At 56.3% G+C, this 16,519-nt stretch carries 12 protein-coding genes; 7 read left to right on the top strand and 5 right to left on the bottom strand.

The features are described from left to right. Window positions 1-39: 39 nt before the first annotated feature. The 4 genes from glnG to glnA all read right to left on the bottom strand — a co-directional run bounded on the left by glnG (window position 40) and on the right by glnA (window position 4,929). The gene (glnG, locus tag QVZ43_RS15865; protein ID WP_302910700.1) at window positions 40-1,467 is read right to left on the bottom strand and encodes a nitrogen regulation protein NR(I); all 1,428 of its coding nucleotides are present in this window, start codon (window positions 1,465-1,467) and stop codon (window positions 40-42) included. Further along, window positions 1,464-2,558 carry a nitrogen regulation protein NR(II) gene (gene glnL / locus QVZ43_RS15870; RefSeq protein ID WP_223795704.1) on the bottom strand — a complete coding sequence of 365 codons (1,095 nt, stop codon included), beginning with the start codon at window positions 2,556-2,558 and terminating at the stop codon, window positions 1,464-1,466. Before glnL ends, glnG begins: the two co-directional genes overlap by 4 nt. A gap of 246 nt (window positions 2,559-2,804) precedes the next feature. Continuing rightward, window positions 2,805-3,329: a DUF4124 domain-containing protein gene (locus QVZ43_RS15875; protein ID WP_302910701.1), complete on the bottom strand. Its 525-nt coding sequence runs from the start codon at window positions 3,327-3,329 to the stop codon at window positions 2,805-2,807. 196 nt (window positions 3,330-3,525) lie between these two features. After that, the gene (glnA, locus tag QVZ43_RS15880) at window positions 3,526-4,929 is read right to left on the bottom strand and encodes a glutamate--ammonia ligase (RefSeq protein WP_223795702.1); all 1,404 of its coding nucleotides are present in this window, start codon (window positions 4,927-4,929) and stop codon (window positions 3,526-3,528) included. Between the two features lie 524 nt (window positions 4,930-5,453). On the opposite strand from glnA, the gene typA reads away from it, so the two are divergent. The 5 genes from typA to QVZ43_RS15905 all read left to right on the top strand — a co-directional run bounded on the left by typA (window position 5,454) and on the right by QVZ43_RS15905 (window position 11,347). After that, window positions 5,454-7,265, top strand: coding sequence for a translational GTPase TypA (typA, locus tag QVZ43_RS15885; RefSeq protein ID WP_302910702.1), 1,812 nt, complete (start codon window positions 5,454-5,456; stop codon window positions 7,263-7,265). 128 nt (window positions 7,266-7,393) lie between these two features. Continuing rightward, complete coding sequence (gene pip / locus QVZ43_RS15890) at window positions 7,394-8,356, top strand: prolyl aminopeptidase (RefSeq protein ID WP_302910703.1); 963 nt, start codon at window positions 7,394-7,396, stop codon at window positions 8,354-8,356. Window positions 8,357-8,445: 89 nt separating this feature from the next. Next, window positions 8,446-8,907 (top strand): D-aminoacyl-tRNA deacylase, encoded by a 462-nt coding sequence (gene dtd / locus QVZ43_RS15895; protein WP_302910704.1) that lies wholly within the window; start codon window positions 8,446-8,448, stop codon window positions 8,905-8,907. Window positions 8,908-9,408: 501 nt separating this feature from the next. Beyond that, a complete protein-coding gene (locus QVZ43_RS15900) occupies window positions 9,409-10,395 on the top strand; it encodes a porin (RefSeq protein WP_302910705.1) in 987 nt (328 codons plus the stop codon). A 112-nt stretch (window positions 10,396-10,507) separates the two neighbouring features. Next, complete coding sequence (locus QVZ43_RS15905; RefSeq protein WP_302910706.1) at window positions 10,508-11,347, top strand: CYTH domain-containing protein; 840 nt, start codon at window positions 10,508-10,510, stop codon at window positions 11,345-11,347. A 34-nt stretch (window positions 11,348-11,381) separates the two neighbouring features. Here the strand turns inward: QVZ43_RS15905 and QVZ43_RS15910 are convergent, their stop codons facing one another. Then, the gene (locus QVZ43_RS15910) at window positions 11,382-12,530 is read right to left on the bottom strand and encodes a potassium channel family protein (RefSeq protein WP_302910707.1); all 1,149 of its coding nucleotides are present in this window, start codon (window positions 12,528-12,530) and stop codon (window positions 11,382-11,384) included. Between the two features lie 79 nt (window positions 12,531-12,609). On the opposite strand from QVZ43_RS15910, the gene glnE reads away from it, so the two are divergent. Both glnE and QVZ43_RS15920 read left to right on the top strand, forming a co-directional pair. Then, complete coding sequence (glnE, locus tag QVZ43_RS15915) at window positions 12,610-15,513, top strand: bifunctional [glutamate--ammonia ligase]-adenylyl-L-tyrosine phosphorylase/[glutamate--ammonia-ligase] adenylyltransferase (protein WP_302910708.1); 2,904 nt, start codon at window positions 12,610-12,612, stop codon at window positions 15,511-15,513. Window positions 15,514-15,593: 80 nt separating this feature from the next. Next, window positions 15,594-16,517: a branched-chain amino acid transaminase gene (locus QVZ43_RS15920; protein ID WP_223795695.1), complete on the top strand. Its 924-nt coding sequence runs from the start codon at window positions 15,594-15,596 to the stop codon at window positions 16,515-16,517. Window positions 16,518-16,519: the final 2 nt, after the last annotated feature.

A 16,519-nucleotide genomic window follows, 5' to 3' on the forward strand; every position in this document is an offset into this window, starting at 1 on the left:
CTGGAAGGCTCCTCCCTGTTTAAGGGGAGGAGCGTGGACTTACTCTTCTTCGTGTTCCGGGTGATCCATGCCCAGCTCGTTGATCTTCCGGGTCAGGGTGTTGCGCCCCCATCCCAGCAGGATGGAGGCATCCCGACGGCGGCCGCCCGTATGCTTGAGCGCGGTTTCGATCATGATCTTTTCGAACTCGGGTACCGCGGTATCCAGAATGCCTTTCTTGCCCCGCTTCAGCTCCTGCTCTGCCCAGTTTCTCAGGCCTTCCTGCCAGCTCGATCCGGCGGTAGGTGTTTCGGCCTGATGCAGAAGTTCGGGGGGCAGGTCGTCGATATGGATCTCACGACCACTGGCCATCACGGTCAGCCAGCGACAGGTATTCTCCAACTGGCGGACGTTGCCGGGCCAGGGCAGGGTGGAGAGGTACTCCTCTGCATCCGGGCGTAACAGCTTGGATTCAACGGCCAGTTCTTTTGCAGCGCGCTTCAGAAAGTGCTGCATCAGTCGGGGAATGTCTTCCCGACGTTCTGCCAGCTTGGGCAGGTGCACCCGAATCACGTTCAGGCGGTGGAACAGGTCCTCCCGGAAGGAGCCTGCTTCCACCAGTTTTTCCAGATTCTGGTGAGTGGCCGCAATGATGCGCACATCGACTTTGATGGGTGTGGTGCCACCCACCCGGTAGAACTCGCCATCGGCCAGAACCCGCAATAATCGGGTCTGGGTGTCGGCGGGCATGTCGCCGATTTCGTCGAGGAACAGCGTTCCCCCGTTGGCCTGCTCGAATCGTCCTTGGCGCGCAGCGCCGGCACCGGTAAAGGCACCTTTCTCGTGACCGAACAGTTCCGATTCAATCAGATCCTTGGGAATCGCCGCCATGTTCAGGGCGATGAACGGATGCTTGGCTCGTGGGCTGTGGTTGTGCAGGGCCTGGGCCACCAGCTCCTTGCCGGTGCCACTTTCACCGTTGATCAGGACGGTGATGTTGGAGTGTGAGAGCCGGCCGATGGCGCGAAAAACCTCCTGCATGGCCGGCGCTTCACCAATGATTTCGGTATTGCGCTGGAGGTTTTCCGGCTGCTTTTCCGTGCTGGCCCTTTTCTCGTGACTGTGGGCGACCGCACGTTTCACCAGAGCAACGGCATCGTCCACGTCAAAGGGTTTGGGCAGGTACTCAAACGCACCGGTCTGGTAACTGGTGACGGCACTTTCCAGGTCCGAATGCGCGGTCATGATGATTACCGGTACATCGGGGTGGTCGGCGACGATATCCGACAGCAGGGTGATGCCATCGACACCCGGCATTCGGATGTCGCTGATGACAGCGTCGGGCTGTTCATGCTGCAGGCGCGTGGTGATGCCCTCGCCACTCTCAAAGACCCGGGGGTGCATGCCGGCTTGATTGAGGGCGCGTTCCAGCACCCAGCGAATGCTCCGGTCATCGTCGATGATCCAGACGTTAGCCGGTTGGCTCATGGGGTGTCCTCCAGAGGCAGGAAGATAGTGAAATCCGTCTGGCCGGGCTCACTGTCGCACTCAACCAGACCATGATGTTGACCAATGATGCTTTGGGTGATGGACAGGCCAAGGCCGGTACCGCTGGCACGCCCGCTGATCATTGGATAGAAGATGTTTTGCCGCAGTTCCGACGGAATGCCGGGACCGTTATCGATGACATTCACCCGGCACACCAGGCGGTGGCGGCGGTTGCCAATGGTAAACTGGCGCAGGGCCCGCGTCCGGAACGTGATGGTGGGTGGTTCATCACTGTCATGGTCGTTCTGGTTTTCGAACGCGGCTTCCATGGCGTTGCGGGCGATGTTCAGGAAGGCCTGAATCAACTGCTCTTTGTCACCGGGGAATTCCGGAATGCTGGGGTCGTAATCCCGCCGGAATAGCAGGCGGCCTTTGCTCTCGGCTTCCAGCAGGGTGCCAACGCGCTCCAGTATTTCGTGAATGTTGGTCGGCGCTAGCTTGAGAGCCTTGTTGGGGCCCAGCATCCGATCCACCAGGCTGCGAAGCCGGTCTGCCTCGTCAATGATGACCCGGGTGTATTCCCGCTGGTCTTCGTCATTCAGTTCCCGGTCCAGAAGCTGTGCCGCTCCGCGAATGCCCCCCAGAGGGTTCTTGATTTCGTGGGCCATGCCCCGTACCAGAATGCGAGTTGTTTCCTGCTGGGAGATGATGTCCTCTTCGCGGGTAATACGCAGCAGCCGGTCCCTGGGCTGGATCTCGATCAGCACCTCGGTGGGATCAATGCTGATCGGCGTGACCGAGTAATCGGCCGTCAGCCGCGAGCCGCTGGCCAGCGTAAACTCCGCTTCTCGCCGGGTATAGGACTGGCCGTTTTCCAGCGCGGCGTAGAGGGTTTCAAGGGCTTCCTCTGAATCGATGAGGATGGAGCCGAAAGGCTGGCCGAAACTGCGGGTCATGCTGGTCTCGAACAGGCTTTCCGCCGCCGGGTTGAAGTATCGAATCTTGAGATAGTCCCCAAGCACCAGGACCGCCGTGGAAAGGCTGTCGAGAATGCTCTTGTAGCTCGGTGTGATGGGCTTGGACAGTGCCATGCGCGAATCCCGTTGAACGACCCGGTTTGTCTTAATATGTCCAAAGGATTGCAAGAAGCGAACCAGTTTAGACACCGTTGGAAAAACACAGGGCGATACGCGTATAAACGAGCCAAAACTGGCGGAATTATGCCGTAAGCTGGTGCAGGAGAGGGTATTTACTCTAACCAGCGGGGCTGTAACGCCCTGATGCTGGTCAGAGTATGGCGTGTTCTTGGTGCGAATGCACTGAAATGGTGCGCGGTATTAGTTCGCGACTGACGGGCGGTGCACGGTAAAGCTGATGGCGGAGCCGGTTTTCACCTGAACGCCGTTCTCATCCACGATGTGGACGCGGGCATCGTGGGTGCCCCGGTTTACGTTACTGACTGCGACAGTGCCAGAGGTGCTCTGGCCAATCGGCTGGCCATCCAGCGTCACTTCGTATTTGTGCCCCGATTGCAGCGAAGGGGAGCTGCTGACTTCAAAACGGACTTCGCCACCGCCGCTGTGGAATGCCTGGTTATTCTGCGGATAGATGAACGAAACACTTTCATAAACCGAGCCTTCACGTTTGACTTCTTCCCGGAGCTTGTCGGTTTCCCGCACATTCTGGGGTTTCGGGAGAGTCACGGTGGTCACCGGTTTCACATCGATGGCTTCTGCGCCTTCGGTCGGCTCGTCGGAGTAAGTGACGTTGCCATAGGCATCGACGTTTCGGTAAACCTCTGCGCTGACGGAAGAGGTAGCCAGGATAAGGGCTGCGGTGAGCAATCCGGTCCTCGGTTTCATAACTGCACCTGTTGTCGTGGTTTTTAACCGATTATCGATGGCGCCTGAGGTCTTTTCAACGGCTCCGGTGGCGGTTGTTGGTTACATATCGTTAACGGCGGCAGGCACTTGCGAGGATTTTCCGGGTGAGGCCTGATGGGGGCGAAAAAAAGCCCCGCACGGGGCGGGGCTTTTTGTTCTGTTGAATCTGTGGAGATTAAACAGAGTAGTACATGTCGAACTCAACCGGGTGAGTGGTCATGTTCAGGCGCTCAACTTCGCCGCGCTTCAGGTCGACGTAGCCAGCGATCATGTCTTCAGTGAACACGCCGCCCTTGGTCAGGAACTCGTGATCCTTCTCGAGGCAATCCAGGGCTTCCTGGAAGGTCTCGGCCACGGTCGGGATGTTCAGTGCTTCTTCCTTCGGCAGATCGTACAGATCCTTGTCCATGGCATCGCCCGGGTGGATCTTATTCTGGATGCCGTCGAGGCCGGCCATCAGCATGGCAGCGAACGCCAGGTACGGGTTGGCAGACGGATCCGGGAAGCGAACTTCGATACGACGTGCCTTCGGGCTGTTCACGAACGGGATACGGATGGAAGCGGAACGGTTACGGGCAGAGTAGGCCAGCATAACCGGAGCTTCGAAGCCCGGAACCAGGCGCTTGTAGCTGTTGGTAGAGGCGTTGGTGAAGGCGTTGATGGTCTTGGCGTGCTTGATGATACCGCCGATGTAGTACAGGGCGGTTTCGCTCAGACCGGCATAGCCGTCGCCAGCGAAGATGTTCTTGCCATCTTTGTTCAGGGACATGTGAACGTGCATGCCAGAGCCGTTGTCGCCAACCACCGGCTTCGGCATGAAGGTGGCGGTCTTGCCGTAAGCGTGAGCAACGTTGTGTACGCAGTACTTCAGGATCTGAACTTCGTCTGCTTTGCGGGTCAGGGTGTTGGCGCCAACGCCAATTTCACACTGGCCAGCGGTGCCCACTTCGTGGTGGTGTACTTCGATTTCCAGGCCCATGGATTCCATGGCCGCACACATCGCACCACGCAGATCGTGCAGGCTGTCTACCGGCGGAACCGGGAAGTAGCCGCCTTTGACGCCCGGACGGTGACCAATGTTGTTGCGGTCGAAGTCTTCACCAGATACCCAGGCAGCTTCTTCAGAGTGGATGCTGTAGCCAGCGCCCTTCATGTCGACGTCCCACTTCACGGAATCGAATACGAAGAACTCGGGCTCAGGGCCAAACAGTGCGCCGTCGGCGACGCCGGTGGACTTCAGGTACTCTTCTGCGCGACGTGCAACAGAGCGTGGGTCACGCTCGTAGCCTTGCATGGTGGACGGCTCGACGATGTCACAGGTGATGTTGACCGTGGTTTCTTCGGTGAACGGGTCCAGCACAGACGTGTCGTCGGCCGGCATCAGGATCATGTCGGATTCGTTGATGCCCTTCCAGCCAGCGATTGAGGAACCGTCGAACATCTTGCCGTCGGTGAAGAAATCTTCGTCAATTTCAGAGGCCGGCAGGGTAACGTGCTGCTCTTTACCGCGGCTGTCGGTGAAGCGCAGATCGACCCACTTAACTTCGTGTTCTTTGATCAAATCAATCGTTTTGGACATTGTGCATGCTCCGTTGTTTATTCAGCGTCTGGGACGCATTCGTGGTCTTTTCGCCGGTTGTCGGATTGGTGATCCGATCCACCTCAGAGGCTTAGGCAGCTTATCAAATGGAAATGCCGCTTGCCTGTGATTTAGGGCTGAAATCTTTTAAGCAAGCGTCTTGCCAATTTCTGGGGCGTGGCCCTGATTGGCTCAGTGACGCGGGTTTTAGGGCTATGGCTGTTGGTCAGAGGGGTGTTGTTGGTGCATGAAACAAGGTGCTGCGCACTAAAATGGGGCAAAAAAGGTCGCCGGTGATCTGAGTTGGTGCGGGTTCCCGAGTTCCGATAGGCGTTAATGTCCATATTCAGGGGTAGGACTTTTCGCTATACTTCGCGCCGCCTTATTTTGTGCCCCGGTTTCGGGGTGGTGCCGCCCGGCACATTCTTAATGGGCCCACCATTTACGGATTTGAGACGACATGTGAGGTTTGGCCTCAGGACGACGGCTCAGGTCAAAGACAGCATGTCGCAGGAATAATAGTTGTGATTGAGAAGCTTCGTAATATCGCCATCATCGCCCACGTTGACCATGGCAAAACCACACTCGTAGACCAGTTGCTGCGTCAATCCGGAACGCTGGAGCGTAAAGAGCTCGATAGCGAGCGCGTGATGGATTCGAACGATCAGGAAAAAGAGCGCGGTATCACCATCCTCGCGAAGAACACGGCGCTGAAATGGAACGACTACGATATCAACATCGTCGACACTCCGGGACACGCCGACTTTGGTGGTGAGGTTGAGCGTGTAATGAGCATGGTGGATTGTGTGCTGCTGGTTGTCGATTCGATTGATGGCCCGATGCCGCAAACCCGCTTCGTGACCCAGAAAGCCTTCGCGGCGGGCCTGCGCCCGATCGTGGTGGTGAACAAGATTGACCGTCCGGGTGCTCGTCCGGACTGGGTTATTGACCAGGTTTTCGATCTGTTTGATGCCCTGGGCGCGACAGACGAACAGCTGGACTTCCCGATTGTCTACGCCAGTGCCCTGAACGGCATTGCGGGTAACGATCACGAAAACCTCGACGACAACATGGATGCCGTGTTCCAGGCGATTGTTGACCATGTGCCGGCTCCAAAGGTTGACCTGGACGGCCCGTTCCAGATGCAGATCTCCCAGCTGGACTACAACAGCTTCCTGGGTGTTATCGGCATTGGCCGCATTATGCGCGGCAAGGTTAAGACCAATTCACCGGTAACCGCGATTGGTGCTGACGGTAAAAAGCGTAATGGTCGTATCCTCAAGATCATGGGGCATTCTGGTCTGCAGCGCGTGGAAGTCGAGGAAGCGCAGGCGGGTGATATCGTCTGTGTGAGCGGCATGGATGAGCTGTACATCTCCGATACCCTGTGCGACCAGTCTAATGTTGAGGCGCTGCCGCCGTTGACTGTGGACGAGCCGACCGTGTCCATGACCTTTCAGGTGAACGATTCGCCGTTCGCGGGTAAAGAAGGCAAGTACGTCACCAGCCGGAACATCAAAGAACGTCTGGAAAAAGAGCTGCTGCACAACGTTGCTCTGCGTGTTGAAGAGGGTGACTCCGCGGACAAGTTCAAGGTTTCCGGCCGGGGCGAGCTGCACCTGTCGGTACTGATCGAGAATATGCGTCGTGAAAACTTCGAGCTGGCGGTTGGCCGTCCTGAAGTGGTCATTCGTGAAATCGATGGCGAGAAGCAAGAGCCGTACGAGAACGTAATTGTCGACATCGAAGAGCAGCATCAGGGTTCTGTCATGGAGCAGATGGGGCTGCGCAAGGGCGATCTGACCAACATGGCTCCGGACGGTAAAGGGCGTATGCGCCTTGAGTACACCATTCCGGCGCGCGGACTGATTGGTTTCCGTAACGCTTTCCTGACCATGACGTCGGGCACCGGTATCCTGACATCAACGTTCAGCCACTACGGTCCGATCAAAATGGGTGATGTCACCAGCCGCCAGAACGGTGTTCTGGTCTCCATGGCGACGGGCACTGCGCTGACTTACTCACTGGAGACCTTGCAGAGCCGCGGTAAGCTGTTCCTGGATCCGGGCCAGGAAATCTATGAAGGCCAGTTGTGTGGTATTCACAGCCGTGACAGCGATCTGGTTGTGAACCCGACCAAGGGCAAGAAGCTCGACAACATGCGCGCTTCCGGTAAGGATGAAGTGATCGGTCTGGTGCCGCCTATCAAGCACACTCTGGAGCAGGCGCTTGAGTTCATCGACGACGACGAGCTGGTTGAAGTAACGCCGAAGTCGATCCGTCTGCGCAAGAAGCTGCTGACTGAAAACGAGCGTAAGCGCGCGAACAAGAAGTAAGCCTGCCGAAGCTCTGATAAAACCGGGCCCGCCTGACAGGTGGTGCCCGGTTTTTTTATGGCGGTTCATGTCATTGCAGTGAGGTGCTTGACTACACTCAGGGAACACTCGTTGCCGGAAGTGTTGCCATGCTGACCCTCTATCCTGAAATTACCCCTAACGCCCGTCATACCCTGGCGGTTGATCCACCCCATGAGCTTTATGTGGAAGAGAGCGGTAACCCGAATGGTATCCCTGTGCTTGTGGTTCATGGGGGGCCTGGGGGTGGGTGTGAGGATTACCAGCGCCGGTTTTTCGATGCGGAACGGTTCCGTATCATCCTGATGGACCAGCGTGGAGCCGGGCGGTCCACGCCATTGGCAGAGTTGGAGGGGAATAGCACTGACCGGCTGGTGGCCGACATGGAAACCGTTCGTGCCTTTCTGGGGGTGGAGCGTTGGTTACTTTTTGGTGGCAGTTGGGGTTCTACGCTGAGCCTGGTATACGCCCAGGCCCACCCGAACCGTGTGCTGGGGTTGGTACTGCGGGGTATCTTTCTGTGTCGTCCGGAGGATATTCAGTGGTTTTATCAATCCGGTGCCAGCCGGATTTTTCCCGATTACTGGGAGGAATATGAGGCTCAGATTCCGCAGTCCGAGCGATCTGATATGGTGTCTGCCTATTATCGGCGCCTGACGAGCAGTAACGAACTGGAACAAATTCAGGCGGCCAAGGCCTGGTCCGTATGGGAGGGGCGTTGCGCGACTCTGCATCCGAATCCCCGTGTTGTTGAGCATTTTGGCCATCCTCATGTGGCGATCGCACTGGCACGTATCGAGTGCCATTACTTCATGAATGCCGCCTTCCTTGAACCGGATCAGATCCTGCGGGATGCGGGAAAGCTTGCGGATATACCTGGCGTTATTGTCCATGGGCGCTACGACATGGTGTGCACGGTAGATAACGCCTTTGCCCTGAGTAAAGCCTGGCCAGGGGCGGAGCTCCGGATTATCCGGGATGCTGGTCATTCCGCAGCGGAACCGGCGATCGTCGACGCTCTCATTCGGGGGGTGGAGGAGGTGGTGAGCAAATCACAACAAAGCGCCAGTTAGTTACCGCTTTTCCTGTTGCGGTTCCTCGCTGGTCCCGATAGACTCCCGTCCGACTAATAACAAAACCCTTGCTGTATCCAGAGTTGTGAATGAAAGGGCTTATCCAGCGAGTATCAGAAGCGAGTGTTGCTGTAGATGGTGAGCAGATCGCCATCAGTGGTGAGGGCTTGCTGCTTCTTCTGGGCGTTGAGCGTGAAGACTCCGCCGATACTGCCGCCGACCTTTGTCGGAAAATTCTGTCATACCGTGTCTTCCCGGATGACCAGGGGCGAATGAACCGAAGCCTTCTGGATACCGGCGGTGACCTTCTTGTGGTTCCTCAGTTTACCCTTGCGGCCGATACCAACTCTGGTACCCGTCCGAGTTTTTCCTCCGCTGCCCCGCCCGCAATTGCCCATGACCTGTTCGAGTACTTCGTGGCTCAGGCCCGCGACGGGCTGGGAAGGGATCGCGTGACCGTCGGGCGTTTCGGTGCGGATATGAAGGTGGGCCTGGTGAACGACGGACCGGTTACATTTTTGCTGGAAGCGCCTGTTTCTGGGCGAGGGTGAGGTGCACAGATCAGGGGCGCGTAAGGAGACGGTGTTTCCTCTTGGTGCGTAAAAGTGTAGGTTATACCCCGTGTGATTTCGGTTGTTTCGGATTGTGCGATTCAACTTATTGAAAGAAAAGAAAAGTTTTTGAGTTGGCCCTGTAATTGTTTGCGTTCTTGCGGAGGGCTGTTGAGCGCCAGAAAGCATAAACACTTGCGTTTCTGGTGCGAAACGAGCTAAAAATGCACCCGCAATGATTTGCAAAATTGGGTTCAGTATATTAAAACAGTTTCATCATTCGGGGCTTTAAAAAGGTTCCGTAAGTGATTGAGCTTTAAAGATCTGCATGATGCGGATTGCATAACTAGAAAAAAAGTTACCCAGATTGTCATGAAACTGACGTAAGGGTAATCCAGAATCGGGTCCAACCAGTTTTTCTGGTTGGGCCTAAAAAAAATCGGGATCCGAACCCGTTTTATAACGCTAAAACCTGAGTTAACTCACAAAGGAAGACGCAAAATGAAAAAAACGCTCATCGCATCAGCTGTTGCAGCCGCAACTTTCTCTGGCGCTGCGCTTGCCGACGCTCACATGCCGACCGTTTACGGTAACATCCAGCTGGCTATTGCCCATGAGGACCGTGATGCCTCCGGCTCAAACATTGGTCACTACGACAATGGCTCCACTATCGGTTTTGCTCATGAGCACGCCATCAACTCTGCTCTTACCGGTTTCTTCAAGGCCGAACTGGAATTCGACGCAGACGACAAAGCTGGTAACGGTGGACTGAACGGGTTTGACGAAGCGTACATCGGTGTTAAAGGCGATAGCTTCGGTCAGCTTTGGGTTGGTTCTGACGACTCTACCTACGAGCGTGCGGTTGACTACATCGCCAACTATTACGAGTACGGTGGCCTGAGCCTTCGTAACGACAACGCTCTGGATGGTTTCGTTTACGATACTGGTGAAGGCGATCTGATCCAGTACGCCTCCCCGAGCTTTGGTGGTCTGAAGCTGCACGGCGCTGTCCAGTTCAACGGCGACGGTGAGAAGGAAGTAAAGTCCTATCCTTACCAGCTGGCTGCCACTTATTCTGTTGACGCGTTCGAGCTGGCTGTAGCTATGGACTCCAATGATGGTGACCGTAGGTACTCCGGTACTGCTGAAGGGGAGAGCGTGAACAACGAAAACACTTACGGTGTTCGTGGTACTTTCAACCTGGGTGATCTGGCTCTGACTGGCCAGTTCCAGACGCGTAAGGACGTTGGCGACCTATACGGTGTTCACGCAGCTTACGCCTTGGGCCAAAACAACTTCGCCCTGTCCTACGAAATGGTTGAAGCAGATCAAGGTGACCTTGAGGCTTCTACTATTACGGCACAGGCTCTGCACAGCCTGTCTGACCATATGTACGTGTATGTTGAAGGCTACCTCAACAACACTGATGATGGCATTACTGACGAAGACAACAGTGACTTCGTTGTTGGTGCTACTTACTACTTCTGATCTGGCCTTTAGCCTGATTTAAAAGTAGTTGAAGAAGACGGCGACCCTCGGGTCGCCGTTTTTCGTTGGGGTGTGTATGCTGGCGGCATTGTTATTGCTGTGAGCGAAAAACATGCCTCAGGAACTGGAAATCAAACTGACCTTGGACCCGTCCTCCGCCGAAGATGCCTATCGCTGGCTTTCTTCCCTGCCCGAAACGTCGGCGGGCCCCACCAAAAGCCTTATTAATACCTATTTTGATACCCCGGCAGCGGAGCTGAACCGTCGCCGTGCTGCGTTGCGTATCCGCCAGGCGGGTGACCGGTATATCCAAACCCTGAAAACCCAGGGCGACTTTGTTGATGGCGCGCACCGGAGGCAGGAATGGGAATGGCCGGTTCCGGGGCCATCTCTGGATTTCGATTTGCTGGGGGAGACGCCTTTGGCCTCCGATATCGATCTGACTGCCTTAAAGCCTATTTTTGAAACCAACTTCGAGCGCCGGATCGTGATGCTGGATGACGGTGCTGCGGTGATCGAGTGTGCCGTTGATATCGGCGAAATCACGTCTGGTTCCGACGCGTTGCCGTTATGCGAGGTGGAATTTGAACTCAAATCCGGTGACGAAAAACGTCTGCTCCACTGGGTCGGAAAGCTGGCGGAACAGGTGCCATTTTTCATCAACCTGATCAGCAAAGCAGAGCAGGGCTATTACCTGGCGGGTATCCATCGGCCTGAGCCATTGCCACCGGAATCTGATGCTGTGGCCCGGTTGTTCCATGGAACCAGTACGCTCTGGCTGACGGGCGAGAAAACCTCTGAGTTCGATGAGGCTGTGGTGGAGCTTGAGGGAGCATCAGCGCTTGTCGGATCGTCCGATTCAGCGAAGGTATTCGAGCAGTTCCGGGCTGACCCTGTTCCTGAGCGAATTCCGTCACTGGGGCCTTTGCAAGTGGCTTTGTTGCGCTCCTAAGCGCTCCTGGCAATGGAGTGGTCCCCGAGGGGGGTTACTCTTTGCTTTTGCTTGCTGTCTGCAACTCGTGCCAACGGTTTATGAAATCCCGATAGCGATCCAGCGCCTCTTTAACCACCTCCACCGAGGGGGTGTGGTTCGATTTGACTAGAACAATCAATCCCTTGCCCTCAATCTCCGTGTTGATCTCCGGGTGACAGATTACCTGATCATCACGGTCAATATAGGCGAGGGCGGTACCTATGCCATGTCGAATCAGGGCACTGACAATATCCGCCCAGTTCAGGTCGTCCAGTGTGATTTCATACCGATGCGGGTGGTCATGCTCGTAATTGAACAGGTCTTCCAGGACCTTTTCCGAGCCCGGCGCGACCACCGATCGCACCATGATTTCCGGATAGGTCCGGACCGGACGGAGTACCGTTCGGATGCCCAGGTTTTCGAAACGGGGCCGGTTTGCATCGCTTACACATTCAATGGTGGCTCGGTTGCCAAGATTCAGTTCGCACAATCGGTGGGCGATGTCGAAAGTCAGGCTGTCTGAATAGGCATCGGATTCATCGGCGGCGAGCACCACGATGTGCCGGGCACTGCCGGCATGGACGGCCTTGAGCGCTTCAGGATCGAAGCCGGAGCCATGATAGTGAACCAGGCCCACGTCCCTCAGTTCCGGCGGCAGGCCCTCGGGAAACTGGCGTGTCAGGAGCATGATGGGAATCGAGGTGTAGCCCGGTACCGAGCGAACCTGGGAGGCAAAGCGTAGGAAGTACTGTTCTCCGCCTGTCTGAGGGGTGTTGATGATCACGATGTGGTCGTTCATTTTATATACCCACCTACCGGTAAGAATGCGTTCCCGACGATAAAAACGGTATTCGATAAAGTCGCTGACGATCAGTGTGAGCAGCGTGATGGCGCCAACAAACATCACCACGATGGTGCTGATTCGTCCCATCAGTGTTTGCGGTGCGAAATCGCCGTAGCCAACAGTGGATACCGTGGTCATGGTGATCCAAACTGACTCGAACAGATTCAGATCCTCGAACGTCCAGATGACCAGTATCTGAAAGGCGAGCATCCCGCTCAGGATCAGGAACAGCCGTTTCATCCGTTTCAGAATCATGCTGCCCATTGGAAGGTGGGTCTGCTGGTGTTCCGGATTGAGGGGGCGTCGGTTTCTCTGCATCCGTTCTGGAGCCTGTTCAGTCGGGGTGACGTTCGTTATACAGTACCGGAAATATAACAGAGAAACAGGGGTTTGCCTTATGTCCAGTCCTTGGAGCTCCCTTCCGCCCGTGTTGGCGGACGATGTTGCCCGCAGCTGGAACACGGTGTTTCCGGATGGTTGCCCGGCGTGGCTGACAGCGGTCGATGATCTGACGGCGGAGGTGGTTGCCGATGCCTTGTCTCGTAGTCCATTTCTCCGGCAGGTTCTGGAGCGCTCTCCCGATCACATCCGTGAATGTCTGAATATTCGGGGGCTTTCGCAACCTACAACGCCAGAATTCCTGAACCATCGTTGGCAAGACTATCTGACACACGTAACAGACGAGGCATCTTTGCAGGTCGCGCTCCGACGATTCCGGCGGGAAGCCCAGTTCCGGATCATCTGGCGAGACCTGATGCGGTGGGCAGATCTGTCCGAAACTGTGGCTGCGGCCAGTGCCTTTGCCGATGTGTGCATCGAGGGGGCGCTGGAGTGGTTATACGGTGACTCGTGCGAGCAATTCGGAACTCCCTGGGGTATTGACCCGGTCTCCGGAAAGGAGGCACCCCAGAAGATGGTTGTTCTGGGTATGGGCAAGCTCGGTGGCGGCGAGTTGAATGTTTCCTCCGATATCGATCTGATCTTTGCCTTTCCCAGTGCTGGTGAAACCCGGGATGGGCGCCGTGCCCTGGATAATCAAACCTTTTTTATCCGGCTTGGTCAGCGCCTGATACAGGCGCTGGACCAGATTACCGCTGATGGCTTCGTGTTCCGGGTGGACATGCGCCTGCGCCCCTATGGCCAGAGTGGCGCGTTGGCCCTGAGTTTTGCCGCCCTGGAAGCCTACTATCAGGATCAGGGCCGGGACTGGGAGCGCTACGCCATGGTCAAGGCCCGTGTGGTGGCGGGAGACCAGCGGGCAGGGCAGGTTCTGATGCGCAGCCTGCGACCGTTCGTGTATCGGAAATACATTGATTTCAGTGCCTTTGAGTCCTTGCGCAACATGAAAGCGATGATCAGCCGGGAAGTCAGGCGCAAGGGCATGGAAAATAACATCAAGCTGGGCAGTGGCGGTATCCGGGAAATCGAGTTTGTGGTGCAGGCGTTCCAGCTGATTCGCGGCGGACGAGACCGTGAACTGCAACAGCGGTCAATGCTGGTCATCCTCGGGGAGCTGGAAGCCCTGGAATTGCTGCCGGTAACGGTGGTGGCGGAACTCCGGGAGGCCTATGTGTTCCTGCGCAATCTGGAGCATGCTCTGCAGGGGATGGAGGACCGGCAAACCCAGCTTCTGCCTGAGGACGATCTTTCGCGAGCCCGGGTGGCGCTGATTATGGGGTTCGAGGACTGGGCTGACTGCTTGTCCGAGCTCGATCTTCACCGAAAGAACGTTGCTCGCCATTTTGCCAATATCATCGCCAGTGATGACGATGAGCAGGCCGGTAGCGGCATGGTTGCCGAAGAGTGGTATGCATTGTGGCTGTCGGAGTTGGATCAGGCGTCATCGGTTGGCTGGCTTCGAAGCCACGATTTCGAGGATGCGGAGGATAGCTATCGGCTGCTGAAAGAATTAAAGCAGAACCGAACCGTCCAGACCATGCAGACTCAGGCTCGGCGACGGCTGAACCAGTTCATGCCAGTTCTGCTGGAAGCGCTGACGCAGGTTGAAAATCCCTCTGAGACCCTGTCACGGGTGCTCCAGCTGGTGGAGGCCGTGCTTCGGAGAACCGCTTATCTGGTTCTGCTGCTGGAGAATCCGGGGGCTCGAACCCAGCTGGTCAAGCTCTGCAGCGATAGTCCCTGGATCGCCAGGCAACTGGCCGATACCCCTTTGCTGTTGGATGAGTTGCTCAACGCCGAAAGCCTCTATTACCCGCCCGCCAAGGCGGAACTTGAGGATGATCTTCGCCAGCAGATGCTGCGGATTCCGTTTGAAGATCTCGAAGAGCAGATGGAATCCCTGCGTCATTTCAAGAAGGCGCACGTGCTGCGGGTGGCGGCCGCGGAATTGAAGGGCACGTTACCGCTCATGAAGGTCAGTGACTATCTGACATGGATAGCGGAGGTGGTGCTGGATCATGTGGTGGATGTGGCCTTTGCCAATCTGGTGAGTCGCCACGGGTATCCGGGGCGTTCGGATGGTGCGCCACCCGAAACAGACTTCGCGGTGATCGGGTATGGCAAATTGGGGGGAATTGAGCTGGGGTATTCGTCGGACCTGGACCTGGTGTTTGTCCATACGGCCGACGCCGAACTGTCCACCGATGGCGACAAACCGATAGATAACGCGGTTTTCTATACCCGGCTGGGCCAGCGCATTGTACATATTCTCAATACCCAGACACCCTCCGGGCAGCTTTATGAGGTCGACATGCGCCTTCGCCCCTCGGGGAATTCCGGTTTGCTGGTCAGTACGTTATCGGCGTTCGAGCGCTACCAGGAGAAAGACGCCTGGACCTGGGAACATCAGGCTCTGGCAAGGGCGCGGGGGGTTGCGGGTTGCGCAAACACGCTCTCGGGTTTTGAGGATATTCGCCATCGGATACTCTGCCAGCGTCGGGATGCGGAGGGGCTCCGGCAAGAAGTAGTAGAGATGCGAGAGAAAATGCGGGCGAGTCTCGCCACTCCCGACGGAAACCGGAACCAGGTCTTTCATATCAAGCATGACCCGGGCGGTCTGGTGGATATCGAGTTCATGGTTCAGTACCTGATGCTGACCCACAGCGCGGACCACCCGGAATTGACCCGCTGGTCCGACAACATACGTCAAATGGAGGCGTTGGGGCAGGTTGGGATATTGCCTGTTGAGGATGCGGAAAAGCTGCGTGACGTGTTCATTGCGCTCCGATCAACCATACATCGGCGAGCGCTCCAGAACCTCAGTAGCAAGGTGGAAGGGGATGCGTTCGAGGCGGAGCGCGAGTATGTGATCTCGGTCTGGAAGCGGGTGATGGGCGGGTAGAATCGTGTGTATTTTTCTTGTCAAATTTCCTGCTAGAATGCCATTTCCCCACGAAAACGGACTGTTAGGAGCAACAAAGAATGTCAATGGCTGATCGCGATGGCCTGATCTGGCTGGATGGTGAAATGGTTCCCTGGCGAGAAGCCAAAACCCATGTGCTGACTCACACTCTGCATTATGGCCTGGGCTGTTTTGAGGGTGTGCGTGCCTACCATACCGCGAACGGCCCTGCCATTTTTCGTTTGAAGGAACACACCGATCGGTTGTTCCGCTCCGCTCATATCCTGAACATGGAGATTCCGTTCAGCAAGGATGAGTTGAACGAAGCGCAACGTGCCGCAGTTCGAGAAAACAACCTGGATGAAGCTTACCTGCGTCCAATGGTGTTCTACGGTTCCGAGGGCATGGGTCTGCGGGCGGACAACCTCAAGGTGCACGTGATGGTTGCGGCCTGGAGCTGGCCCTCCTACATGTCGCCGGAAGCCAAGGAGATGGGGATCAAGGTGCGGACATCTTCCTACACCCGACACCATGTCAACATCACCATGTGTAAGGCCAAGGCCAACGGAAACTACATCAATTCCATGCTTGCGCTGAACGAAGCCATCGCCAGTGGCTGTGAAGAAGCATTATTGCTGGATAATGAGGGTTACGTTGCGGAGGGTTCAGGGGAAAATATCTTTATCATCCGTGATGGCGTGATGCACACGCCGGAACTGACCTCCTGCCTGGAGGGGATTACCCGGCAGACCATTCTGGACTTTGCCCGCGAACTGAACATTCCGGTGAAAGAGCGCCGCATCACGCGCGATGAAGTTTACATCGCTGAGGAAGCCTTCTTTACCGGCACTGCGGCAGAAGTCTTGCCTATCCGTGAACTGGACGGTCGCGTCATTGGCGCTGGCAAGCGTGGTCCCGTGACTGAGAAGTTGCAGGCTATGTACTTCGATGCTGTTAAAGGCAAGCTGCCAGAGCACAGCGGCTGGCTGACCCAGGTCAGATAGAT

It is taken from the genome of Marinobacter suaedae (genome assembly GCF_030519635.1).
Classification (GTDB): domain Bacteria; phylum Pseudomonadota; class Gammaproteobacteria; order Pseudomonadales; family Oleiphilaceae; genus Marinobacter; species Marinobacter suaedae.

Coding starts and splice junctions, on each gene's coding strand:
- QVZ43_RS15875 (WP_302910701.1), bottom strand. CDS start 3,329: ATGAAACCGAGGACCGGATTGCTCACCGCAGCCCTTATCCTGGCTACC.
- pip (WP_302910703.1), top strand. CDS start 7,394: ATGCTGACCCTCTATCCTGAAATTACCCCTAACGCCCGTCATACCCTG.
- glnE (WP_302910708.1), top strand. CDS start 12,610: ATGTCCAGTCCTTGGAGCTCCCTTCCGCCCGTGTTGGCGGACGATGTT.
- glnG (WP_302910700.1), bottom strand. CDS start 1,467: ATGAGCCAACCGGCTAACGTCTGGATCATCGACGATGACCGGAGCATT.
- QVZ43_RS15900 (WP_302910705.1), top strand. CDS start 9,409: ATGAAAAAAACGCTCATCGCATCAGCTGTTGCAGCCGCAACTTTCTCT.
- QVZ43_RS15905 (WP_302910706.1), top strand. CDS start 10,508: ATGCCTCAGGAACTGGAAATCAAACTGACCTTGGACCCGTCCTCCGCC.
- QVZ43_RS15920 (WP_223795695.1), top strand. CDS start 15,594: ATGTCAATGGCTGATCGCGATGGCCTGATCTGGCTGGATGGTGAAATG.
- glnA (WP_223795702.1), bottom strand. CDS start 4,929: ATGTCCAAAACGATTGATTTGATCAAAGAACACGAAGTTAAGTGGGTC.
- dtd (WP_302910704.1), top strand. CDS start 8,446: ATGAAAGGGCTTATCCAGCGAGTATCAGAAGCGAGTGTTGCTGTAGAT.
- glnL (WP_223795704.1), bottom strand. CDS start 2,558: ATGGCACTGTCCAAGCCCATCACACCGAGCTACAAGAGCATTCTCGAC.
- QVZ43_RS15910 (WP_302910707.1), bottom strand. CDS start 12,530: ATGCAGAGAAACCGACGCCCCCTCAATCCGGAACACCAGCAGACCCAC.